This window comes from Pantoea sp. MQR6 (assembly GCF_022761075.1).
Taxonomy (GTDB): domain Bacteria; phylum Pseudomonadota; class Gammaproteobacteria; order Enterobacterales; family Enterobacteriaceae; genus Pantoea; species Pantoea phytostimulans.
Genome location: NZ_JAKYXB010000001.1, coordinates 779,858 through 800,634, shown reverse-complemented (window position 1 = coordinate 800,634; position 20,777 = coordinate 779,858). Strand labels below are relative to the sequence as shown.

At 50.5% G+C, this 20,777-nt stretch carries 25 protein-coding genes; 3 read left to right on the top strand and 22 right to left on the bottom strand.

The annotated features are described in order from the left end of the window. Positions 1-196 precede the first annotated feature (196 nt). Together MUG06_RS03640 and MUG06_RS03635 are read left to right on the top strand one after the other, a co-directional pair. Positions 197-1,312 (top strand): site-specific integrase, encoded by a 1,116-nt coding sequence (locus MUG06_RS03640; protein WP_243077761.1) that lies wholly within the window; start codon positions 197-199, stop codon positions 1,310-1,312. Further along, positions 1,302-1,568, top strand: coding sequence for a hypothetical protein (locus MUG06_RS03635; RefSeq protein WP_243077760.1), 267 nt, complete (start codon positions 1,302-1,304; stop codon positions 1,566-1,568). Before MUG06_RS03640 ends, MUG06_RS03635 begins: the two co-directional genes overlap by 11 nt. A gap of 643 nt (positions 1,569-2,211) precedes the next feature. Here the strand turns inward: MUG06_RS03635 and fumD are convergent. The 4 genes from fumD to MUG06_RS03615 form a co-directional block, all read right to left on the bottom strand. Then, the gene (gene fumD, locus MUG06_RS03630; protein ID WP_243077759.1) at positions 2,212-2,418 is read right to left on the bottom strand and encodes a fumarate hydratase FumD; all 207 of its coding nucleotides are present in this window, start codon (positions 2,416-2,418) and stop codon (positions 2,212-2,214) included. Positions 2,419-2,882: 464 nt separating this feature from the next. Then, positions 2,883-3,068, bottom strand: coding sequence for a general stress protein (locus MUG06_RS03625; protein WP_243077758.1), 186 nt, complete (start codon positions 3,066-3,068; stop codon positions 2,883-2,885). Between the two features lie 147 nt (positions 3,069-3,215). After that, a complete protein-coding gene (locus MUG06_RS03620) occupies positions 3,216-3,698 on the bottom strand; it encodes a tail fiber assembly protein (RefSeq protein WP_243077757.1) in 483 nt (160 codons plus the stop codon). Between the two features lies 1 nt (position 3,699). Further along, a complete protein-coding gene (locus MUG06_RS03615) occupies positions 3,700-4,869 on the bottom strand; it encodes a pyocin knob domain-containing protein (protein WP_243077756.1) in 1,170 nt (389 codons plus the stop codon). Between the two features lie 164 nt (positions 4,870-5,033). Here MUG06_RS03615 and MUG06_RS03610 point away from each other — a divergent pair, with 164 nt between their 5' ends. Beyond that, positions 5,034-5,258, top strand: a complete 225-nt coding sequence (locus MUG06_RS03610; RefSeq protein WP_243077755.1) for a lipoprotein — start codon at positions 5,034-5,036, stop codon at positions 5,256-5,258. Here MUG06_RS03610 and MUG06_RS03605 read toward each other — a convergent pair. From MUG06_RS03605 to MUG06_RS03520, 18 genes are read right to left on the bottom strand one after another with little or no spacing between them, the layout of a single operon-like run. Then, positions 5,247-6,224: a hypothetical protein gene (locus tag MUG06_RS03605; protein WP_243077754.1), complete on the bottom strand. Its 978-nt coding sequence runs from the start codon at positions 6,222-6,224 to the stop codon at positions 5,247-5,249. The two genes, MUG06_RS03610 and MUG06_RS03605, sit on opposite strands and share 12 nt — an antisense overlap. Further along, the gene (locus MUG06_RS03600; RefSeq protein ID WP_243077753.1) at positions 6,221-9,451 is read right to left on the bottom strand and encodes a DUF1983 domain-containing protein; all 3,231 of its coding nucleotides are present in this window, start codon (positions 9,449-9,451) and stop codon (positions 6,221-6,223) included. Before MUG06_RS03600 ends, MUG06_RS03605 begins: the two co-directional genes overlap by 4 nt. Before the next feature lie 55 nt (positions 9,452-9,506). Then, a complete protein-coding gene (locus MUG06_RS03595; protein WP_243077752.1) occupies positions 9,507-10,130 on the bottom strand; it encodes a tail assembly protein in 624 nt (207 codons plus the stop codon). Then, positions 10,123-10,842: a C40 family peptidase gene (locus MUG06_RS03590; protein ID WP_243077751.1), complete on the bottom strand. Its 720-nt coding sequence runs from the start codon at positions 10,840-10,842 to the stop codon at positions 10,123-10,125. Before MUG06_RS03590 ends, MUG06_RS03595 begins: the two co-directional genes overlap by 8 nt. A gap of 2 nt (positions 10,843-10,844) precedes the next feature. Continuing rightward, positions 10,845-11,582 carry a phage minor tail protein L gene (locus MUG06_RS03585; protein ID WP_243077750.1) on the bottom strand — a complete coding sequence of 246 codons (738 nt, stop codon included), beginning with the start codon at positions 11,580-11,582 and terminating at the stop codon, positions 10,845-10,847. A gap of 49 nt (positions 11,583-11,631) precedes the next feature. Continuing rightward, positions 11,632-11,973: a phage tail protein gene (locus MUG06_RS03580; protein ID WP_243077749.1), complete on the bottom strand. Its 342-nt coding sequence runs from the start codon at positions 11,971-11,973 to the stop codon at positions 11,632-11,634. Positions 11,974-12,032: 59 nt separating this feature from the next. After that, positions 12,033-12,374 carry a hypothetical protein gene (locus MUG06_RS03575; protein WP_243077748.1) on the bottom strand — a complete coding sequence of 114 codons (342 nt, stop codon included), beginning with the start codon at positions 12,372-12,374 and terminating at the stop codon, positions 12,033-12,035. Positions 12,375-12,424: 50 nt separating this feature from the next. After that, the gene (locus tag MUG06_RS03570) at positions 12,425-15,763 is read right to left on the bottom strand and encodes a phage tail tape measure protein (RefSeq protein WP_243077747.1); all 3,339 of its coding nucleotides are present in this window, start codon (positions 15,761-15,763) and stop codon (positions 12,425-12,427) included. A 22-nt stretch (positions 15,764-15,785) separates the two neighbouring features. Beyond that, a complete protein-coding gene (locus tag MUG06_RS03565) occupies positions 15,786-16,055 on the bottom strand; it encodes a DUF4035 domain-containing protein (protein WP_243077746.1) in 270 nt (89 codons plus the stop codon). A 23-nt stretch (positions 16,056-16,078) separates the two neighbouring features. Further along, positions 16,079-16,471 carry a phage tail assembly chaperone gene (locus MUG06_RS03560; RefSeq protein ID WP_243077745.1) on the bottom strand — a complete coding sequence of 131 codons (393 nt, stop codon included), beginning with the start codon at positions 16,469-16,471 and terminating at the stop codon, positions 16,079-16,081. 48 nt (positions 16,472-16,519) lie between these two features. Next, the gene (locus tag MUG06_RS03555; RefSeq protein WP_243077744.1) at positions 16,520-16,975 is read right to left on the bottom strand and encodes a phage tail tube protein; all 456 of its coding nucleotides are present in this window, start codon (positions 16,973-16,975) and stop codon (positions 16,520-16,522) included. A gap of 50 nt (positions 16,976-17,025) precedes the next feature. Beyond that, positions 17,026-17,355, bottom strand: coding sequence for a DUF3168 domain-containing protein (locus tag MUG06_RS03550; protein ID WP_243077743.1), 330 nt, complete (start codon positions 17,353-17,355; stop codon positions 17,026-17,028). Then, a complete protein-coding gene (locus tag MUG06_RS03545) occupies positions 17,352-17,798 on the bottom strand; it encodes an HK97-gp10 family putative phage morphogenesis protein (RefSeq protein ID WP_243077742.1) in 447 nt (148 codons plus the stop codon). Before MUG06_RS03545 ends, MUG06_RS03550 begins: the two co-directional genes overlap by 4 nt. Then, positions 17,795-18,136: a phage head closure protein gene (locus MUG06_RS03540; RefSeq protein ID WP_243077741.1), complete on the bottom strand. Its 342-nt coding sequence runs from the start codon at positions 18,134-18,136 to the stop codon at positions 17,795-17,797. Before MUG06_RS03540 ends, MUG06_RS03545 begins: the two co-directional genes overlap by 4 nt. Beyond that, positions 18,133-18,459: a head-tail connector protein gene (locus MUG06_RS03535; protein WP_243077740.1), complete on the bottom strand. Its 327-nt coding sequence runs from the start codon at positions 18,457-18,459 to the stop codon at positions 18,133-18,135. Before MUG06_RS03535 ends, MUG06_RS03540 begins: the two co-directional genes overlap by 4 nt. Positions 18,460-18,468: 9 nt before the next feature. After that, the gene (locus MUG06_RS03530; RefSeq protein ID WP_243077739.1) at positions 18,469-18,651 is read right to left on the bottom strand and encodes a hypothetical protein; all 183 of its coding nucleotides are present in this window, start codon (positions 18,649-18,651) and stop codon (positions 18,469-18,471) included. Positions 18,652-18,696: 45 nt separating this feature from the next. After that, positions 18,697-19,914: a phage major capsid protein gene (locus MUG06_RS03525; RefSeq protein ID WP_243077738.1), complete on the bottom strand. Its 1,218-nt coding sequence runs from the start codon at positions 19,912-19,914 to the stop codon at positions 18,697-18,699. A 9-nt stretch (positions 19,915-19,923) separates the two neighbouring features. Then, positions 19,924-20,772: a head maturation protease, ClpP-related gene (locus tag MUG06_RS03520; RefSeq protein ID WP_243077737.1), complete on the bottom strand. Its 849-nt coding sequence runs from the start codon at positions 20,770-20,772 to the stop codon at positions 19,924-19,926. Positions 20,773-20,777 lie beyond the last annotated feature (5 nt).

Below are 20,777 nucleotides of genomic sequence, written 5' to 3'. Positions count from 1 at the left end.
AAAAATACCCCAGCAAGCGTGTTGTGTAACGAACTTAACCAGCAGATAAAAAGCTATTTAAATACAGCAAGTTGAATGTATGTGTGAATATTTAAACTTGCTTATTGCTGTATATTATTACAGTATTTTATATCTTAATTTGCCGCTCAGGTCCCCTCACAGCACCCCTTGGGGTTCCCTTAATTCTGGTGGAGATATGGCCTTTTATTCAATTGAAAAACGCACAACCTCTGAAGGTGAAATTCGCTATCGCTGTACCGTTGGCGTAAAGAAAGATGGCAAGTATCTTTTCCGTGAGAGACAAACGTTTAGCAAGCAGGCTCTTGCTAAAACTTGGGGCGTTTCTCGCGTTGCAGATTTGGAAGCTAATGGCCTCCCCTCTGAATCAAAAGTCTCGACCATGACATTTGGTGATTTGATGGATTTATATATGAAGCACCCTCACATCACGTATGGAAAAACAAAATCCGAGACTCTCAGCTTAATCCGTAAGTGTGAGATAGCCAATACACCTTTGTCAGAAATGAATCAGAACACCTACATTCAGCATTGTCAGTTTCGCGCTTCACAAGGTGCAGGCCCGGCCACAACTAGGAATGATATAGTTTTTATAGGTTCTGTACTTTCTGCAGCTAAACCCATGTTCAACGTAGATGTCAGGCTGGATGATTTTAGCTATGCGAAGTATCAAATGAATAAGCTTCGCATGACCACCTCCTCTCAAAAAAGAAGTCGCCGGCCAACGCAGGACGAAACAGATCGTCTTATTGAATCCCTAAAAGCCAGAGAAAAAAGTTCATATAAAAACATTCCTTTCTCCGAAATATTCATGTTTTCAATTTTGACATGCATGCGAGTTGGAGAGGTCACCCGCATTCGGTGGGAAGATATAGATCACGTGCAGAAGGCGGTAGTTGTACGAGACAGAAAAGACCCTCGCAAAAAGATAGGGAATCATATGAAAGTGGCCTTGCTTGGTGAGGCGTGGGAGATTGTTATGCGTCAGCCTAAACGTGAGGAGTGTATTTTCCCATTCAGACCAAAAAACATTTCCCTTACGTTTGCTCAGGAACGTAACAGGCTGGGTATTTCCGATCTGCGCTACCACGATTTGAGAAGAGAGGGAGTTAGTAGATTGTTCGAAGCTGGGTTCACTATTGAGGAAGTTGCGCAGGTGAGCGGACATCGCTCTCTTAGCACGCTGTGGCAGGTCTATACCGAGCTTTTCCCTAAATCTCTGCATGATCGATACGATGAATTGCAGAAAATTAAGCTTTCATTAAAACAAGAGGAGCCTGTTGATGAAAAATGAAAGAGAGTCCAATGTTGGAAGAATGCGCGATTTAGTTGAATTCGGTTCAATTTACAGCTCTATGGCTCAACTGATGGTGCTCAAGATGTCCTTCAAGGATACCCTAGCCGAGCACGTATTAACCGAAGAAGAGTTTCCTGACGTTTCTATGTCGATATCCTTAGATATGGCAAAGAAGCTAATTACTGAAATGCAGCGTAACGTAGATGCTATTGAGGCGGGACTGAATCATCCATCCCTTAAGTTTATGGACTGAGCAATTCCAAGGGTAACACCTGATAAATTTACAGCTAAGTCCTGTGGATAACAGGTGATATCATCTCCCCCGCCTATTATTTCAGATACCAAATTTTATCTAACAAACCAACACCAGGGTTTGTCAGGACGATAGCACCTCACGGATGAGTCCCCTTTAGTGGACGAAAGAGAGGTTTGCCTAACCAGTTGTGTTTACTTCTGGTTCTAACTCAGAAACTTCCCAAGGGAGCATAACATGAAGATTTATCTGCCTCCTTTTTGTGCGGCGATAGTAGTACTCATGCTGATTGATGCATTGCTGCAAAAGGGGCTTTACTTTTCATAGGAGCCGGAGGGTGAAATGAGGTCGTAGAGATGCGGCTTTTTGTGCGCCAGCAAGCGTTAAAATAACTCACATCACATAATCAAGACAGAGTGATTTCTTTACCAAAATCTGGCGATTAATATCATACGGTAACGCACAGCAAGTGTTGCGAACGATAAGATAAAGACACCTCTTAGCCCGCCTTGTGCGGGTTTTTTTGTCTCTCAGCCTGAAGGATGACTGATCCATGTCGATAACAATCTTACCAGGGAAATTAAACCCAAATAAGATCGACAGCATTACGTTTCAAGCCCGCCATGTGCGGGCTTTTTTGTGACTAACGATCCAGCACCCGCACCGCAGCTTCCATTGCCTTTACCATCAACTCCGTCCTTTCCTCTCCCTTATGCGCCAGCGCGGTTCTCAGCGCATCGGCTATCACGATTTGCTTAGAATCAACGCCAAAATCATGCAGCGTGAACACCATATCGCCTACTACGCGGCACATCTCATCGTAGAGTTCATCTGCTTCGTTTGAGTACATAGCCCACCCCACTCGCTTTTCGACCAAATCACGATATCACGTTCTGTTATGGCGGGTTTCTTATGGCCTCATAAAACTCCGCATCAGTCTGACTTACGATTCCCTCACAAAATATAAAGCGAAGTCGGGACGATTTAGTGTTTAGCTGTGCAGGTTATGTGTGTTTTTTCATCTAAATAGATGACCCGGTGTCCATACCGGGCTTTTTTATCTCTTCGGGCCGCCTCTCTGATTTACGTGAGCCTGATATTTAATCACTCACCCCGTAAGCCTGCTCAGACAGAAGCAGAACTCTCACTGCCCGGTCGCTATGCATTTTCATGGCTAATAATTAACCATGTGCTTTACTGGGGTCACGGATAAAATTTGTTGGTGAACATTGCCACACCCGCCTACGCGGGTTTTTTATATTCGCGATTTCAGACGGCTAATATGTACGGAATTCAAAGTTAATCCGGACCCTCTTATTGGTCTGGTTGTTCTACTTTGCCCCTCCGGCTTATTGCTCCACCTTTACGACCGGCTTCAGCCGCACGCTTGGTGTCATTCTTAAAATTTCCACCGCTGACTTTACCGCCTTTGCTACCCGCTTCTTTAGCTCGCTCAGGATTTTCCGCAAAGTTACCAATTCCACCACGATGTGCAGTCATTGTTCCTCCCGTCTGGGTTAGATAAATCCCTATAAGCATAGAACCATTTCTTACCCTTAGCGCTTTATGTATGTGTATTAAGCTATTTGCCACATGCCTGTGAAATGGCAGAGATGTAACGGTAATAACCGAGCCACTGATACTTCTCTAATTTGAAGGCTTTGCAGGCCACTGCACATCAGGCGCATCACTTAAGTCAGTGTCATTAAGCACGTCGATATAATCCATCCATGCATTGAGTGAGGCTGACTCTTTCTCGGTAAGTTTGCGGCTCATAAGCAGCTTAGTTTGCCAGACGGTAATCGCCTGCGTAGCCTGGTCTAGGAGGGCTTGCTTATCTTTGTCAGCTAAAGCCTTATAATCCGGTTCTGGTATCTTCTCCAGATGGGGGCCAGACTCATCGAATACGCTGCTGTAACCTTCGGGTGGATTAAAGAAGGCCGCATAGTCTTCATCGCTGATATCAGTTAAGTCACCGGGTAAGCTCCCCGCATCAACATAAGGCTGCTGCGAAATAATCCCTTTCGGATAGAACGCCCGCGCGCTCAGGCTGTACATGTAGCCTGTTTCTTCTTTCGGGATTTCTTCTGTAATCACTGCATCTTGCGTGCTTTCGATTTCTTCCGGCATATTAATAACCTATCGCGATAAAGTTGATGCGGCATGCGGAACTGGTCTGATTCCACACGTGTATGTCAAAGTTACCCGTTCTGCTCTGGGCAAAGTTAATTCCTGCCACGCTCGTGGCTCCCGTATTATCCCCAAGGCATGGTATTACCGCGCAAACAGCTGTGGGGAAAGCCGTAGGATATGGCACGGTAGCTTCTCCCGATGAGTTCAGGGTGATCACAGCTGTACCGTACATTATCCTGAATGTCCTGACCGAAGAGACCAAATCAAAGTACCCGTTTCCTGACGCAGAAGTGCCGTTGAATCCCGCCGCTGCCATTGATGCTCTTGCTGCTGCTGTACTAATCCAGCTCATTACGTTGATGTTAGAAATATTACTACCGGACATATTAATGCCAGCGCTGCCACCCATAACGATAGCGCCAGTCATAGTTCCGCCAGCAAGGGGTAAGGCTCCGATATCAGCAGCGGTTGGCTTATTGTTGGGGCCATATGATCCCACCCATCCAGACCATGGGCCGTCAGAACCATTCCAGGTGCCACTTAAATATCTGGTATAAATAATCCCGTTATTATGAAAAGCGGATTGCTGAGTGCCATTAGGCCCCCACATAACTAATATCGTCCCAATAAATCCGTTAACCGGATATCCTTTTGCCGTCGTTGCCGCAGAAACACCACTCACTCCGTAATGGCCTAAATCTCTGAGCGAGTTTGGAGAATCACTCGAAGATAAATTATTCTTAATTTGGTATGCGGAAGCTATATCAGCAGTAAGCTTCGATAAACTGCTTATTGTTACACTCGTGCCATCGGGCGCGGTCAGCGTCACATTTCCGGTTCCGGTCATAATCTGCTGCCATCCATCCATCTGTGACTGGTAGTAACTCAGTTGTGCGGCCAGACGTCGAGCAAAGTCAGGAACTGAGTCGTTATAGAAAGAGAGGATGGCGTAAGCCTGCCCCGCAGCAATCGTGCCGGGTGATGTCTTGAGCGTAAGCTTAGTTGCGCTGGTTACACTCGCAATCTCATACATCTTAACCGTGCCAGAGCCGGGAATAAGCAGAGCCTGACCTGCACCAATCGACTGTTTGTTATCCAGCCAGTTTTTACCTGTGCCTGTTACTGTCGTTCCTGATACGGCAATCGTGCCGGTGGTATACCATGCCATTTACTTTTCTCCGGGCAATAAAAAACCCGGCACAATGGCCGGGCTGGATTATTTACATTTCAATTCAAATGAATATACAGATCGTTATGATCTAAATCATTCATTTAAATACAAATGAATTAGGTGTTCTTATATGAGCCAGACTAAATTCACAGAAAGCGAATATGAAAAAGATTATTACACTTGCTGTAATTACTCTGGCTTTAGCCGGATGTGCATCAGGCACGCCGCCTGTTTGTTATAACAAGGCCAATATTGCAAATCACTTTTATGACATACCCGTATTTAAAACAGAGAATGGAAGATATCTTGCCGGTTATCCTTTCCATACATGGACAAATAAATCTGAGTTTGTCGATACCGGTGAGTGCGACAGGTTAAACCCCTAACGCCTGCCGGTAATAGGCATCGTAATAATTGCACTCAGTGTAACCTATCGTTCCGGCCACCCATGTTGGTGGCCTTGAAGTCCCGTTATAAGTCGTTTGCTGGTACCTGTCATTTGCTGTGGCCGCGTAATTACCTGCTGAGTTCATGCCCCCACTGGCACATTCAAACCATTGAGTTCCGACAGAAGGAAAGCTCGGGTCGCTAGGCTGAAATAAGCAGCTTGTAACTCCATTAGTTGAAGCAAGAGGCACAGAGGAAGTAATCGTTCCACCGTTCAGGATACTCATCCGCAGGGGCAGGCAGTTACTGTGCCATACCATTTTGTCCGCGCCGCCGTTGTAAAGAAAGAATCCCCAGTTAGGTATATTCACCAGCATCTTTGCAAATAAATAAATTCTGCACGGCTGCATGGGAAATAAGCCAGTATTACCCCTGAACTGTAATGCCCAGTATCCGTTCTGATTTATTTCATTCCACCATACATGATCGTAACTATTATTCGTTGCGCGATGAAAAGCAATCATCGGGACCGAAGCCGGAATACTGGTTTGCAGAACCTGATTGTACGCCGGGGTCAGGTCGATTACCTGAACCAGATTATAGGGCGTAAAGTCAGGAGCCAGCTTCAGTGTTCTCGGGTTCGTACTGTTATCATAAAGAGCAAAGCCAAAATATTTAGAACTGTCTGAACCGGGTGCCGGTGTGGCCGTCACCATAATTTTGCAGGCATTCGCCACGTTCCATAAGACGGTCTGGCCGCTGACAGAGACGTTATAGCTTCGGGCATCAGTGCCTACAGCCGAGAACGTATTCATCAACGCCGCGCTAATTACAAAGTTCGGATACGAATAGGTTTTACTTCCGGCACCTGAAATAGTTGTGATATCAACTACGAAGTTGAATGACATTGAAGCAAGGACATCAAATGATGTCCCCTTGATGAAAGTCTGAAGCCCAAAACTCATAGTCTTCTACCCATGACGGCAGCGGGATTATTATTTTCGTCGTAAGATACGATACGTATATTCGTCTGAACCATCCTCCCCTCACCGGCCACAGAACCGTTATTTTCAAACGTTCCATTTTTATCAAGCCGCCATCCTGTGGTGCTGGCCACATAGTTTGTAGACTGAATGTAATTCCCGATCATGGCGTTTGTTATCCAGCCCTCACCTATGAAAGCCTGACTGATAAACACCTGGCCGTTCTGTACGGTAAACGGGGAGAAAAAATTCTGCCCGGCAGCGGACATTATTGAAAAGCGGTCAGCAAGAAAGAGAACCTGAGACTGCATTCCCTCTGGCGTGCTCTCAACACCGATGCCCATTCCCGCAGCGTACTGCCTGCCGTTCTGATCGACGGCGACCTTAATTGAATACTGGGCTGAAAGCTTACCGTCGAGCGTCGCCATAGCCGAAGACGTTTCCTGAACAACAGCCGTGTTATCATCTACGCTTGCCTGTACCTGGCTGAACTTCTCCGCATAAGCCATATCATTGGTCACAATAGTTTTATTGGTTTCAATGATTTCAGCCTTGCGATTCCCGTCCTGCGAGCGCCAGCGCTGGATATCGGCATCGTTGGCAAGGGAGTTTTCGATATCAGCCCAGTACATGGCTTCTATCGCGTCAATACTGGTATCAACTTTTGAAACAAGTTCCTTACCGGCATCTGTTTCAAGAACACGGTCAACAATATCGCCTAATAACTCATCTGCATTTACATTACTCGCTCCCCCAATAAAACCTGTCCAGTCACCCGTATTGCCGATGCGGTCTACAAGGCGCGCACGATACCAGCGGCGAACGCCAGCAGGCATAGGGCCGTGTTGATAGCTGACACCAGGATAAGGAACATAAGCAAGGAACTGCGGGTTTTGTCCGTCGGCTGTCGTGGCCACCTGTATTTCTGTGTAAGACGTATCACCGGCCCCGTCAGGAAATGCCCATGTCACGTCAATTGCCCAAACAACATTATCCGTCGCAAACAGATTTACCGGCGTACCGGGCTTTCCTGCCTTACCGTTTAGCGTTGTAGAATCCGCATATCCCCACGGTGAAGAAACTTCCACTGCATTGACACCACGTACACGAACGTCATAAACGCCCGTATAAATACCCTGAATACTGAAGCCCTGAGCGCTTGTCTGGCTGACATTAACCCAGTCACCTTTATCCTTACGCCACTGCGCTACGTAACTGATCGCTCCTACAACACGATCCCACGTAACCTGCATTGAAGAAACTGACAGGCCCTGCTCAACGAAACTGACTTCAGAAATTTTGATATTAGCTGGCGCTTTCAGCACGCTGATTGGGGTTACTGTTATCGGGGCTGGCTCAATACGTACACCATCATCAATGTATCGATACTTATTAGGGTCATGCTGAACGCCTGAGATAGTGAATGTGCCGTCATCGTTTCCGGCAACGGATGTTACTCGGAAATATTGAATAGCCAGATTATCGCTGTCGATTGCCCAGACTGCGCCAGTAACAGGTGTGATACGGAAGGCAGTGTTAACGCTCACCGTTTTTTTATCAGCGCTGATGCTGCCAATAGTTCGCGTCTGTGCAGTGCCATCAGGCAGGTTTACAACAAGCCTGTCACCGGAAGAATAATCAATGGACCGGTCGAGGGTTATCCGCTGACCATTAACCTCGCTGATGCGGCCACCATTCTGCTTGCCGGACCTGAACGGGTCAGCGACGCCGATAATCTCTGCTGGTATCGGGATATAGCCATCAAGTCCCACACCAAAAGAAACTGTACCGTCTTTGGCATTGGACAGGATGGCCCAGCGACCGCGCCGGTGAGCTTCGCTCTGCGACGTGCAACCAACAGCTGTCAGACTCATTTCACGTACATCGTAGCGCTGCACCAGGTCAGAATCGTAAACGCCCTCAACAGTATCTGAGTAGTGATTGACCGGATCGGACCAGCTCACCTGACAGGATGAGTAACGGTTTTTGTAGCTGCCACCTGCATAGGTGAACAGCCCGTCAATCACGTTAGAAGCGTGGTAAATAAAATCAACGTCAACGTTGCCGTCAGAATCAACCTGCGGCACATCGGCGTTAACAAAAATCTGACTGTTACCCCAGAACGTGATGCCACGGAATATCGCCGCTATGTCCTTCAGGACCGTGTAAGCATCCTGCTGGCTCTGGATGAAGACGTTACAGGTAAAGCGAGGCTCCGTGCCGCCAGCGCCGTCCGGCACCATCTGATCGCAGTACTGCGCAATGCTGTACAGCTCCCATTTGTCGATCATGGAGGCATCGACTCGCGTACCCATACCGAATATTTTATCCAGCACCAGGTCATAGAAAATCCATGCCGGGTTATTGGTGTAGGCGTATTTGAAATCACCCTGCCAGGTTCCGGCATACGTGTGTGAAACCGGGTCATAGGTTGTCGGCGCCCGGACCAGGCGGCCTTTGGGCTTGCAGGTCACTTTAGGTGCCTGCCCGCTGAACTGGCTCGCATCGACCTCAATATAAAGCAGAGCGGTATTGGGATAGCGCAGCTTGCTGTCAATAACCTCTGCGAAAGAGAAAACCTTGAAGCCGTTTACCAGCTTCGATGAGGTTGAGTCAGCCGTAATGCGACGAACGCGCAAAGCCCATCCGCTTGAGGCTTTCGGTAAATCTATACGATGGTCGCGCTGATATTCAGAGGTGGTTTTACCGTTGAAGCTGCTGTCTACAACCGTGACCCATGAGCCACCATCGGTTGACAGGTCTATAGCGTACTGCGTAACCGTACCAACCATGTCACCGTTATCTTTGTACTGATACTGGACCGGAAGACTTAACTTAATACGCACAGCATCGAGTGACAGATTGCTGTACTGGCGGGTCCAGGGTACTGACTGCGTAACCGCAATATTCACAGAAAGTTCGTTATCGACTTCCGGCATGCCCTGAATATAATCCTGATCCTGCGTACCTTTGCGCCAGTCCCAGATTACGCCGGTGAAGTTATAAGTACCGTCATCATTTGCGAGCTGCGTATCATTCAGGTAAATCTGCTGCGCGGTTAATTCACCCTGAATTTCACCTTCAGAAATGGCGAGAAGCATTTTTAATTTTGCAATGGAGAGCAAATCATCCGCCTGCTCTACCGGCGTGTGCGCGCTACCGCCGCCGCCTTTACTACCCTGAATAATGGCACCTTCAAGAAGTCGCATATCTCACCCATAAAAAAAGCCACCCGAAGGTGGCCTGAAATGTAATGCAGTTGTTTTACTGCTGGTCGCTGGTAAAGCTGCCTGCGCTGATAATTGCGCCGCCGATCTCTCGCTGTCCATACAGCACGGGCACGGGATACCCCATCGCCACGGTATTAACCGGCGCGCCAAAAGCGTAGTTAGGCTTATTATCCGTACTGGATGAAGCGCCTATGTTGTATTTAGGCTGCGGCGTAAGCATCTGCACTACACCGCCCAGCAGCATACTGATACCCAGGCTGGTTAATGCTGTTGTGGCAAGCCCAACGGCTGTTGTAGTTCCTAATGCAGCACCGTATGCAGCAAGTGATGCACCAGCGGTAAAGAATGCTGCAACGATAGCGACCGCCCCAATAATAATTTGCAATGTGCCGCCACGTTTCGAACCTTCAAGAACAGGCTCCATTTCAAATTCAGTTTCAGCAGAGGACATATCAAATTCCTGCAAGCCGATATTTTCTTTACCGCTGAAGAAGGCGAAACGCACACCGTTGAAATGCGCATTTGATACGTACTTTTTGAAACCAGGTATCTGTGAGCACATAGCCCGCAAAAGCTCCCGCAAATCGGCCACGTGAAACTGATGTGAATGGCCAAACATTTTTGCCATCGGCCCTTTGAGGCGCATTGTTTTAAGCATCCACCAGCTCCTTTCTCCGTACTACTCTTACCGTGCGGGTTCGCCAGTATTCTCCATACGGAACACGGGAAGAGAGATTGCCCAAGTTATGATGAAGAATAATATTATCACCCAGATAAACAGCGGCATGGTTAGTAACCGGCGCGCCTATCTGCATCATGATCATGTCGCCCTTGCGCATCTCTGCCGCAGGCACTTCGACAAAACCTTCTGACTGCCAGTTATCGTCATAACGGTTTTCTTTGCCATCAATCCACCACTCATAATCAACTGACCAGTTATTAAGGTGGAGACCATGTTCCTGCTGGTAGTAATCCATAATGAGCGTCCAGCAGTCGGCAAAACCCAGCACCCAACGTCTCCCGACTAATTCGCGGTTTACTCGCGGGGAAAATGTGCAAAAGTCGCCGTCTGGCCATGACATAATTCCCCATTCCACCCCTGAGTAATCACACATTACCCTGTCTCTTTCTGACGGGATAAGTTGCGGCACATCCGGGTGTGAATGAATGACCATTAGAATCGTGCCTTCTGATTCAGCGGCACGTTTATCTTCCGGTGACAGAATGAAATGCGCGGTGGGTTCTTCCGAGATGTTGCGGCACGGGACATATTTTTGCGTTCTGCCGCACTGAATAATGAGCCCGCACGCTTCTTTGGGGTACTCCGCAGCAACATGCTCGCGTATCGCATCCATAATCTTTTTGCGCATGGCTATTTCCCCTGAAGGTTTGCGGCAGGAAAACCGCCATAGGGTAACGGCTGGTCTTCCCCGAACCTCGCCTTACAGTCCGCTAACCGGCCACCGCAAATATCTTTCGATGGGTCAGCCGTTGGCGTGCCGTCTTTGGCAAAATATTTACTTCCGGCGTAATCGCAGCCTGTACCTGTTCTGTACCATCCACGCATGCACCAGGTGCAGACAGGGGTAATCTGACGGGATGGGAGCTGAAGGCTCTGAATATCGAACGGGGAACACAGTTCAAAATCCACCTGAACGCGGTTTTCAGACGATTTGGCATTCACATAAAAAAGCTGAACGCGCTCTTCCTGCGGGTTTGCATTGGGATTACCCGCCGTCCAGTTTGCCGCATCAAGATATTTTGCCAGCGTGGTGTGGATGCGTACCTTTGCCTTCACCATGTCGTCAAACTGAAGGCACAGCGCTGTTACATAGTTCCCCACGTTACCCACCGATAACTTTGGCGTGGGCTGCGAACCAGAGCTGCTCATTTCGAGTCCGGTCAGCTCGTAAGGGTGCGGATCGTACTCGTTTCCCTGCCAGATAATGGAGGGAAGGTTTTCAGCTGCAAAAGACTTCCATCCTTCAGTTGGCAGGTTGTAGGCATGAAAGCGCAGGATGATATCCATCCCGAACTCTGTACCGTCAATCTCAATCAACTGAACTAACTGACCGGGCTCTAATGCCTGAACGTCCTGAATAAAGCTCATGTTTCACCCATAAAAAAAGGCGCCGAAGCGCCTGAATATTTGTGACATGTCACGGTGCAAAGGATTGCTCAAAAGTGAAAGCAACCTCGACAAAGTTTCCGTTAATAAACTTGGGGTTTATCGAGTCGGATTTAACCCGATAGAGCTTTTTTTCACCCCATGGATTCGTCCACCAGAAAGATGCCGTTACGTGAGCTTTAAGAAATTCCCTGACCGGAGCCATGGCGCTAACTTTACCATTGCAACTAAGAGACCAGCTTTCAGCAGCATCATTAATCCCTTTCCCCGCGATCTGTTTATAGCCATCTCCGAACTGCGCCTGAATCGCGGAAACGTTTAGCTGCTCGCTTGCTTCAGTTCTGGCGCACCAAATGAATGTATCAATAGCCATCGTTTCTCCGGACATAAAAAAACCACCCGCAGGTGGCTATTTAAAATAGACATTTAATATTAAGAGCAAAATAGCCTGAACCTTTCGTTAGCTACCTTATCCTTTTCACCCGCGATTATTACCGGGCCATGCTCTTTAATTTTTTTATCGACAACCTTAATATAAACGTAGAAATTACTTCTTCCGGTATATCCACCATAAGAATTTTTAGCATTGATAGTTCCACACACGTAACCTTCGCCGTCAGAACTCTCGCGGAAAAATGATTCAAACTTGGCGCTATCAGGGTCTTTAAGGGTTTCCCTAACGGTGTCTTGACCAAGTGCTATCATATCTTTTTCGCTAGGCTTGCAGGCGCTAAGCGATAAAGCAGTTAATACAATAAAATAAACCTTCTTCATATTTTATCCTTCGAAATATAAAGAAGATTATCTTATCAATGTCGCGCTTGTCACCCTCTATATAGAACCCCGCCTGGCGACATTTCTTTGCGCAACCTTTCGGTTATTGTAGTCTGCACTATCGATTTTAGTTGTATTGCCGCACTGGTTGTATTTGCAGTTGAAGTATCGCCTGAACCTTCACCCTGAACGATGCTTACCGGCGCATCAACGTGAATAATTGTGCTCCCTTTGCCAGACGCATTATCAACGCCGGAAGAGTACGCGCTGATACCCGCAGCACCATCCACGACCCCACCATTTGCATAACCTTTCATCAGACTGTAAAGGTTAGAAACGCCGATGCGATCAGTGGCTTCTTTCGTGAATACAAATTCCCCTTTATGCACGATGCCAGCAGGATCAAACTTTCCGCCTGTGCCGGTAAATCCGCCTCCATCATATGCGCTGAAGCTTGTAGACATGCCCATTGCACCCGTTGATGCTGCCGAACTTGCACCGGCAGCTCCTGCCGCTGCGCCGCCAAAACTGCTGGCAACCGAACCCAGAATGCTTCCCCACGATGAACCCGCGCTGCTCATAGCGTTCACTATGGCCATCTGAAGCGCTACCTTGGAAATCATCTGAAGAACTGAAAGCCCCCACGACTTCCAGTCGGCCTGACTGCCCACCAGCATGGCTGACATGTTATCCAGCGCACTGTCCATCGTGGTGGTAATGCCCTGCGATACAGTACCGGCTACATCACTGGTGCTGCTCAGCCAGTTCTGATACCCACGCGATGCACCGGATAACCAGTCCTGTTCAGCCGCAGCGGTTGCCTGATACTTTTTATCGAGGGCGTCCAGCGCCGCAGAGCGAGCAGCCATGGCTTCCGCCCCCTTGTCGGTTTTATCAAAGACGCGCTCAACCTGCTGCTGCTCGTTAAACCGATCACGCTGGCGGTCTCCCATACCTGCGGTACCGGAAGTAAGCGCTGCATCATCACTGTATTTACGCGCGGCTTCACGCAGGTCCTTAAGGGATTCAGTCATTTCACGCTGCTTGCGGACAGCCTCGTCAGCTTTCTGTGACCAGATAGCCAGCTGTGTTGAAGCAGCCTGAATAGCCTTTCTTTGCTCGTCAGTCCACTTGGCCCCGTTCTCATGTGAAGCGGCGTAAAGGTCTGCGGCCTTTTCCCCCTGAGACGCTCTGATGCGCTGAACCTCTGTGGCAACGCTGAGGTCAGCTATTTTGCGGGAATACTGTTCAGCCACCTGAGTGGCAGAACGCTCTTCCTTGGCCTGATCGCTCAGCGCCTTTTTACCTGCCTTCAGAGATTCAGAAAGGTTTTCCTGCTTCTGCCACGCCTCCACCGTATTACTGATGAACTTCTGGCGCGCCTCTGTATATTCCGGCGTATTCGTCAGCCCGGCATCATCAGCTGAGTATTCAGCCTGCCTTCTGATGCGGTTGACGCCAGAGAGACCGGCAATCTCACTGTCCCGCTCAGACTTCTGAATAAGCGCGCTTTGTTTGGTGCTCAGCTGAGCGGCGGGAATGCGAAACGGTGCACTGCCCAGACCGCTTCTGGCTTCCAGCAGCTGATTGCCCAGAGACATGAGCCGGTTAAATTCGGTGTGCTGGCCGTTCATCATAAGAAGCGACTGGTAAACAGAGTTCTGCTCTGATGCCTGTTGCCTCAGCAAAAAGACGCGTCGGTTTTCCAGCGTTTCAAGAACAGACTGCACGTCCTGAGATCGCGACTGCATCTGGTTCAGCCGTTCCTGCTCTACCGCAAGGCTTGATGTAGCCTCCTCCAGACCCGACGAAACCGACTCCATGCTGACTAGGTGATTAATGAGGTAACCGCCCACGGAGGGGCCGGGGCTGGCAATAATCTGCTGATAGCCCTGAATCTCCGTTTTAAGCTGACTTACTTTTTGAGCCTGTTCATCGACCAGCCGGTTCTGTTCCGCCAGTGATGTTTTGGTCTGCGCCTGATTATCAGAAACTTCCGGCAGCGCCATGCCCGGAGCCGCTTTTTTTACGTCCTCCAGGGTATTCATATAAGCCCGCGCAGATTCGCGGGCCTGCTCCTGCCGCTGGTACATTGTGTACCATGCCCCGGCACCCAGCATCACCAGACCGGGGATACCCCCGACCAGACCCAGCGCATTGCTGGTCAGCCGGGAACCCAGCGATGTCATGCTGTTGAGTCGCTCCTGAGCGGCGGTGCGGGCGGCGGCGTTTCTCGTAACAGCCAGCTGCGCCGCAGCCAGACGACGTTCTGCCGCCTCCTGCGCTGTCGTGCCCCGTGCCGCAACCAGCGCCTGTTGTGCCCGATAGATTGCGGCTCGCGCCCGCGCCGTGGAAATCTGTGTCCCGTGTATCTGCGCCTGCGTCAGGGCCACTTCATTTTTATAAGCGGTAATGATACCCGCAGAGGCAGAAAGCGCACCCGACGCCATGCCGCCAAAGAAGCGGGCAGCCCCCACCGCGACCAGTGCCCCGGCGACGGTCGCAACGGTATCGATGTTTTTGGCAACGCCTTCCAGCGCACCTGACAGGCTGGCAGTGGCACCCGATGTGGTATTCGCTTCACCGACCCATTGCTCAAAGGCGTTCTGCACTTTGGTGACTGAACCCGCCACGGAAGCTGGCAGGGAAGCAAACTCGCTCTGAAGTTTACCCAGCTGGCTGGTCAGCGCCGGGACAACCTTATCAATGGTCAGCTGACCCTGATCGGCCATCGCCTTTAAATCTTTTCGCGCAACGCCCATGCCTGCTGCCAGCGCACGAATGACGCGATCACCGGCTTCGTTCACCGCGTTAAATTCTTCGCCTCGCAGTACGCCCTGTGCAAGCGCCTGGCTGAACTGCGTGATGACAGAACTGCTTTCCTCAGTGCTGGCACCGGAAAGCTTCAGGCCGGTTGATACGGCTTCAGTGACTTTCAGTACATCCTGAGCGCTGTAGCCAAATTCGCGCATTGAGGCAGCAGAACGGGCATACAGATCGGCATTGTCCCCAAAGGCAGTGCCGGTGCGCTGACTGATTTCCATCAGCGACTTCTGCACCGTGCTGAACTCACTGGTGGATTGTGAAGCCTGCTTCAGTCGCGCATTAACGGCATTCCAGTTGTCTGCCAGCTCGATAAGATGCCCGGTCGCAAAGGCACCCGCAAACACGCCGGTCATCTCCAGCGCCGTTTCGCGGGTTGTCACCAGTTGCTCATTAAGTTCCTGAATGGCCCGCTGACTTTCGCGGGCAGCTGCCGCTGCCTTACGGCCACCCTGCTCCATTGAGCGGTAATAGTCCGTCCCCATACGGGACGCCCGCGCAATCTCACTCTGAAATGAAGAGGAGTTAGCAGATATTTTGATGATAAGTTCGCGCAGCGTAGCCATAAATTACCCTGTAATGGCTGCGCTAACCTGCCAGCGCAGCAAAGAAGTTTTCGAGCCCGTCAGATTCCTCCACAAGTTCAGGCTCCCGCCACTGAAGCAGCACATCATCCAGCTTCACTTTTGCCCCCTGAGAATTCAGCACGGCAGTAGCAACCTGAGCAGCCTGAATATCACCACGCCGGTCACTGATTGGATTCACGCGGTCGAACTCAATCCACATTCTGAGCTCACTTGCCGTCAGGGTGCTTTTAAGTTCGTGCAGGGTGCGCCCCAGACGCAGCGCCAGCGCCATCAGGAAAAACGTGCCGGGCTCTTTTACTTTGCTTCCGCAGCGGCCTGCGACGTACTCAGGTCAAGCGCCTGCTTCAGAAGTCGCGCATGAACCGGACCATAAATCTGCTCAACCTGCGGGCGATCCTCGGCGGTGAATACCGGCATATCTTCTTCATCAAGCAGTACGTCAATGAACAGCACGACATCGGCACTTTTATTGCGCAGTGCACGCTGAGCGGCGGTCAGGATTTCCTCTTCGCCTTCAGGGCCTGGATTAATAATCTGCTGCCACTCAAGCCAGCCTTCACCGGAGGGCTCACGCAGCTTAACTTTTGCATTTTCCCACTCAGGGACCGCAACGATCTTGCTGCGAAATCCCGCCATCGGAGCCAGTGCCAGAGCGCGAAGAGGATTGCGTGATGCGTCTTTTGCCATTTTATTCTTCTCGTAATGAGTCAGGAAAAGCGGCTTTCGCCGCTGCCATTAAGGTGTTACAGGCGCAGGAAGAACGGGAACGGGCTTGCCCTTAACGCGCAGGGTAAAGGATGCCGTCACGACGCCAGCCGTTGAGACGCTCCAGCTGTTCTGGCGCACTTCTGCCAGAAACGCATAGCCATTACCGGAAGGGAAAATTACCTGGAAGGCATGCAGCGTGTCGCCGTCATAGGCCTGACGCAGCGTTTCCTGTCCCACCTCATCAGCAGACCAGTTTCCCGACAGGGTGACTTCACCCGGTGCGGCCAGCCCGTTTGTCATCTCCTGCTCAGTGGAGCAGAGCGTGGTGGTTTCAATGTCGGACTTCTGTCCGCCAGTAAAGCTGATCTCCTTGGTAGAGCAGTTGATGCTCTGCCAGGTCGCCCCTGACGGATTCGCCTCGGTTGCAGGCTCGGCGGAAACGTTGATTTTCGTTCCCTGCGTTTTTTCGTACTTTGAGGACATGGGTATCTCCAGATAGTAAAAAGCCGCCCGGAGGCGGCTGATTCAGGGGGTTAAGTCCAGAGCTGAACTTCCAGCGTTGCCCGGTAAAGGGACGTGTCAGACTCGTAGTCGTTGCTTTCATTAAGAGATACGGGATGCAGCGGCTGAAGCGCAGCCTGCACCTGATTGCGAATGGTGCGGGCTTCATCAGTGGATTGTGACCAGACGTCTACTTGCAGCGTAGTAACCTTCTCCGCCTGGCCGCAAAACACGTCCTCCGAAACAGCAGATGGAAGCAGGAAAACGATCCACGGCGCTGACGTCCCGGACGGCGCGACGTAAGGGAAAACATTACCGCCAGCCAGCTCGCCAATAAGCGGATAAATATCGGCTTCGGTCATTTCGACAGCACCTCATCAATCGCTTTATTGAGCTCGTCAAAAGCCGCTTTAGCGGCCTCTTCCTGCTTCTTGTCGTAAGCCGGTCGGACAAACGGATGTGCAGCCATTTTAGATGTCCCGTTCTCCAGATAACGCCAGTAAAAAGCGTTATTAGGCGATGAGGCTTTCATTTTGTTATCGCTGTTGCCCGTATCGGGATTTGTGCCGCGAATATGAATGCCCGCAACCGCTTCACCCGGCGCGCCTTTACCAAAGAGCACAACGATATTTCGTTTAAGTTTGCCGGTTTTTTCCGGCGCTGTGTCTGCGACTTCCTGCTGAATGATTTCGGCACCAGCCCGGACAGAACGACGCAATACTTGTTTGCTCTCGGCCTTACTCAGCAACTCAAGTTCGCGGGCAATGTCATTCAGCCCGGAAAAATCGAGGTTAGAGCTAATCACTGTTTAACCCCCTTCTCACAAAGCAGTTCCAGACGTGTGCCGTTTTCAGCCGTTATGGCTGACTTAATGTCATAGGCCTCACCGTTTCCGGTAGGTGGATTATGAACAACACGCCAGCCAGCACTGATAACCACTCCTGGCACATGGCGAATCCAGATGCGTGATGTGGTCCCTGAAATTTCCGCGCCTGAGTCCAGCAGTTCGCGACCAGAAACATCACTAATCGACGCTCTCACGCTCTTAATATCGACCCACCCGGTTGCTGGCTGACCTGAAGGAAGACGACCTGTAGCGGGTTTTTGCAGCGTAACCCGGTAACGCAGAGGTCCGGCTCTCATACGCCATAAATCCGGTAAGGCTGTAAAAGCGCCTCAACAGCAAAGTCCAGTGATGAAGTTATATTGCCAACGTTCACTGCTTCACGGTTTGCATACCAGTGAGCAATCAACATCAGCATGGCCGTTTCAATATCTTCGCCATATAACAGTGAGTCAGGGTCGGCCAGATATTGTGGATCATCAGCCTTTTCATAAAGCCTGCGGCGGGTATATTTTTCCACATACCGTGCCGCAGCTTTAATGCGGGCCGTTATCCAGGGGTCATCCTCAGTGAATTCCTGCTCAAGGTTGCAGTGATATTTCACCTGTTCAACGGTCAGCATGGAAACCCCTTACTTAGATTTAGCCTTGGGTTTTTTATCACCTTCATTGTCAGATGATTTCTTCGTGCCGGGCTCTTCGGCATAGCCACGCTCCACCAGCTGACGCCCGTGTTGCTCAAGCGTTTCAAATTCAGTGCCTTCGGTAAGAACCGTGCCGCCGTGATAGATAGGCTTAATAGATCGCAGTTTCATGGTGTGCTCCTCAATGAAAAGCGGCCCGCAGGCCGCCGTCATGAATTACGCGCCAGCGGCTGCCGGTGCGGTAAAGGTGCCGTAGATAAATGCTTCCGGGCGCTTCACAGCAAGTGCCAGACGCTCTTCACAACGAATTGAGATCATGTTTTTCTCAAAGTCGTCGGCGTTCTCAGTGGAAATAACCACGTTGGCATCTTCACGATCAAACAACTGCGCGGCAGCGTTAAACGCACCGGTCAGGAATTTCCCCTGGAATGCGGCAGCTTCGGTGGCGACAACCGGCAGGCCCCACAGCGTCGGGCCTGTCAGCGCGGACGGGTTTGCCAGAATATAACGGCCCAGCGTGTCTTTGGTCAGTTCGATCTTCGCCCAGTCAATGAAGTGCAGAACGTGACCGGACGCCGGGAAGCGGGCCAGCTGAGCCTGAAGCATTGCCAGACGCAGATCATCAATGCCGTTCTGCTGCTCAACGCTGAACGCAGCACTGAACGCGGTAGCCTGCGGCACGATGCCATGCAGGTGCGCCCCGGTACCGTCACCGAACAGAATTTCCTGCTCTTCGACATACTTCAGGCCGTAACGCATTTCAGCATCGACCGTGGATTGCAGCTGCGCGAAATCGTCCAGAATCTGTTTGGACGCTTTGAACATGTGCGCGATGGTCGTGACTGGCGTGATTTTGGTTGCGAACTCAATGTTGCTGTAAGGTTTAGCCGTCCCTTCAGGAACCACCTTCGCAGCGTTAGTAAATCCGGTCTGTTGTACCCAGAAAATAGCCGGTGAAGAAGTACGGCCTGGCGCGATCAGATCACGGATAAACAGGCGTTGTTTCGGTGCAGTATCAATACCTGGCTGGCGCTGAGGCTCAACCACGCCATCTGCGACATCCGTTGACAGCAGCGCGGCATTAACCGGAATGCTGACGCGCTTGCCGCCTTCCACACTGGCTGCGAAATTCTTCAGTGCTTCATTGCTGATAACAACATGACCGACTGTCTCAATAACCTTTTTAGCGCTATTCAGCGGCATGTTGGCAACGTGCTGCTCAAGCTCACCCAGTGAAGATTTGATGGTTTTGTTCGCTTCAGTCAGCGCATTGAATTCGGTGGCGATCTTGTCCACCGCTTCTTTGGTCTGGGCAGACAGCTGACCAGAGTTTTTCGCTTCTTTCAGCGCATCTTCAGCCTTCTGGCTGAAAGTGCCGGACACTTCTTCCAGTTTTGCTGAAACCTTCTTCAGTAAATCATTTACATCTGACATGGTGTTTCCTTATTTGCCGAACGCGGCCAGCGCGTTTTGAAGTTGTTGAATGTTTTCAGGGTTTATTTCGTCGGTAGCGCCCGGCATACCTTCAGGACTGGCAGCAGCGCCCGGCTTGCTGCCCGTTAATGCTTTAAGAAGTTTTCGACGTTCAGAGCGTGGCGTGTCGGTTTTTGACAAAAGCGCGTCAAGCTTACGCAGCGCCGCAGCGGGGCTGTCGTTGTCGTCGGCGATTTCATCGGCTGACATCAGGCGATCTGCAAAACCTTTATCAACTGCATCGCTGCCGCCGATATAGGTTTCGCCGTCCATCATTACGGCCACATCCTCTGAGCTGAGGCCGGTCCGGTGTGAATAGATATCGCCCATGGCTTTATCAAACGGCTCCATGTCAGCAGCGATTTGCGCCAGATCGTGTCGGTTGCCCATCGCATAAACCCAGCAGTTATGGATCATCAGAAAAGCACCCCGCCCAATCTGGATATCATCCCCGGCCATCGCGATGATGGAGGCAGCTGATGCCGCAAGGCCCAGCACTTTTACGGTGACCTTTCCTTTGTATTCCCGCAGCAGGTTATAAATCGCCAGACCTTCAAACATGTCCCCGCCAGGCGAATTAATGTTGACCGTGACGTCTGCGCCGCCCATGGAACGCAGCGCGCCAGCAATACGGCTGGCGGTCACACCCTCGCCCCAGTAATCAGCGCCGATCACATCAAAGATTGAAATGCTGTTTTCATCAGCGTTAGCGGCCTTAATACCGCCGTTCCAGCGCTCCATAGCAGCAGACGGCAAATCCCGTTTTGAGAGTGCAGAAGGCCGCCCCGCCGGTGCTGCCGGAAGGCTTTTCAGTGTCATGGGAA

Bases quoted from the DNA above. Each gene is read 5' to 3' on its own strand.
- MUG06_RS03580 (WP_243077749.1), bottom strand. From the start codon at position 11,973: ATGGCTATTGATACATTCATTTGGTGCGCCAGAACTGAAGCAAGCGAG.
- MUG06_RS03615 (WP_243077756.1), bottom strand. From the start codon at position 4,869: ATGGCATGGTATACCACCGGCACGATTGCCGTATCAGGAACGACAGTA.
- MUG06_RS03555 (WP_243077744.1), bottom strand. From the start codon at position 16,975: ATGTCCTCAAAGTACGAAAAAACGCAGGGAACGAAAATCAACGTTTCC.
- MUG06_RS03570 (WP_243077747.1), bottom strand. From the start codon at position 15,763: ATGGCTACGCTGCGCGAACTTATCATCAAAATATCTGCTAACTCCTCT.
- MUG06_RS03595 (WP_243077752.1), bottom strand. From the start codon at position 10,130: ATGCTTAAAACAATGCGCCTCAAAGGGCCGATGGCAAAAATGTTTGGC.
- MUG06_RS03525 (WP_243077738.1), bottom strand. From the start codon at position 19,914: ATGTCAGATGTAAATGATTTACTGAAGAAGGTTTCAGCAAAACTGGAA.
- MUG06_RS03575 (WP_243077748.1), bottom strand. From the start codon at position 12,374: ATGAAGAAGGTTTATTTTATTGTATTAACTGCTTTATCGCTTAGCGCC.
- MUG06_RS03520 (WP_243077737.1), bottom strand. From the start codon at position 20,772: ATGACACTGAAAAGCCTTCCGGCAGCACCGGCGGGGCGGCCTTCTGCA.
- fumD (WP_243077759.1), bottom strand. From the start codon at position 2,418: ATGTACTCAAACGAAGCAGATGAACTCTACGATGAGATGTGCCGCGTA.
- MUG06_RS03600 (WP_243077753.1), bottom strand. From the start codon at position 9,451: ATGCGACTTCTTGAAGGTGCCATTATTCAGGGTAGTAAAGGCGGCGGC.
- MUG06_RS03565 (WP_243077746.1), bottom strand. From the start codon at position 16,055: ATGGCGCTGGCGCTGCGTCTGGGGCGCACCCTGCACGAACTTAAAAGC.
- MUG06_RS03560 (WP_243077745.1), bottom strand. From the start codon at position 16,471: ATGGCAAAAGACGCATCACGCAATCCTCTTCGCGCTCTGGCACTGGCT.
- MUG06_RS03590 (WP_243077751.1), bottom strand. From the start codon at position 10,842: ATGCGCAAAAAGATTATGGATGCGATACGCGAGCATGTTGCTGCGGAG.
- MUG06_RS03620 (WP_243077757.1), bottom strand. From the start codon at position 3,698: ATGCCGGAAGAAATCGAAAGCACGCAAGATGCAGTGATTACAGAAGAA.
- MUG06_RS03550 (WP_243077743.1), bottom strand. From the start codon at position 17,355: ATGACCGAAGCCGATATTTATCCGCTTATTGGCGAGCTGGCTGGCGGT.
- MUG06_RS03585 (WP_243077750.1), bottom strand. From the start codon at position 11,582: ATGAGCTTTATTCAGGACGTTCAGGCATTAGAGCCCGGTCAGTTAGTT.
- MUG06_RS03610 (WP_243077755.1), top strand. From the start codon at position 5,034: ATGAAAAAGATTATTACACTTGCTGTAATTACTCTGGCTTTAGCCGGA.
- MUG06_RS03540 (WP_243077741.1), bottom strand. From the start codon at position 18,136: ATGAGAGCCGGACCTCTGCGTTACCGGGTTACGCTGCAAAAACCCGCT.
- MUG06_RS03530 (WP_243077739.1), bottom strand. From the start codon at position 18,651: ATGAAACTGCGATCTATTAAGCCTATCTATCACGGCGGCACGGTTCTT.
- MUG06_RS03635 (WP_243077760.1), top strand. From the start codon at position 1,302: ATGAAAAATGAAAGAGAGTCCAATGTTGGAAGAATGCGCGATTTAGTT.
- MUG06_RS03605 (WP_243077754.1), bottom strand. From the start codon at position 6,224: ATGAGTTTTGGGCTTCAGACTTTCATCAAGGGGACATCATTTGATGTC.
- MUG06_RS03640 (WP_243077761.1), top strand. From the start codon at position 197: ATGGCCTTTTATTCAATTGAAAAACGCACAACCTCTGAAGGTGAAATT.
- MUG06_RS03625 (WP_243077758.1), bottom strand. From the start codon at position 3,068: ATGACTGCACATCGTGGTGGAATTGGTAACTTTGCGGAAAATCCTGAG.
- MUG06_RS03535 (WP_243077740.1), bottom strand. From the start codon at position 18,459: ATGCTGACCGTTGAACAGGTGAAATATCACTGCAACCTTGAGCAGGAA.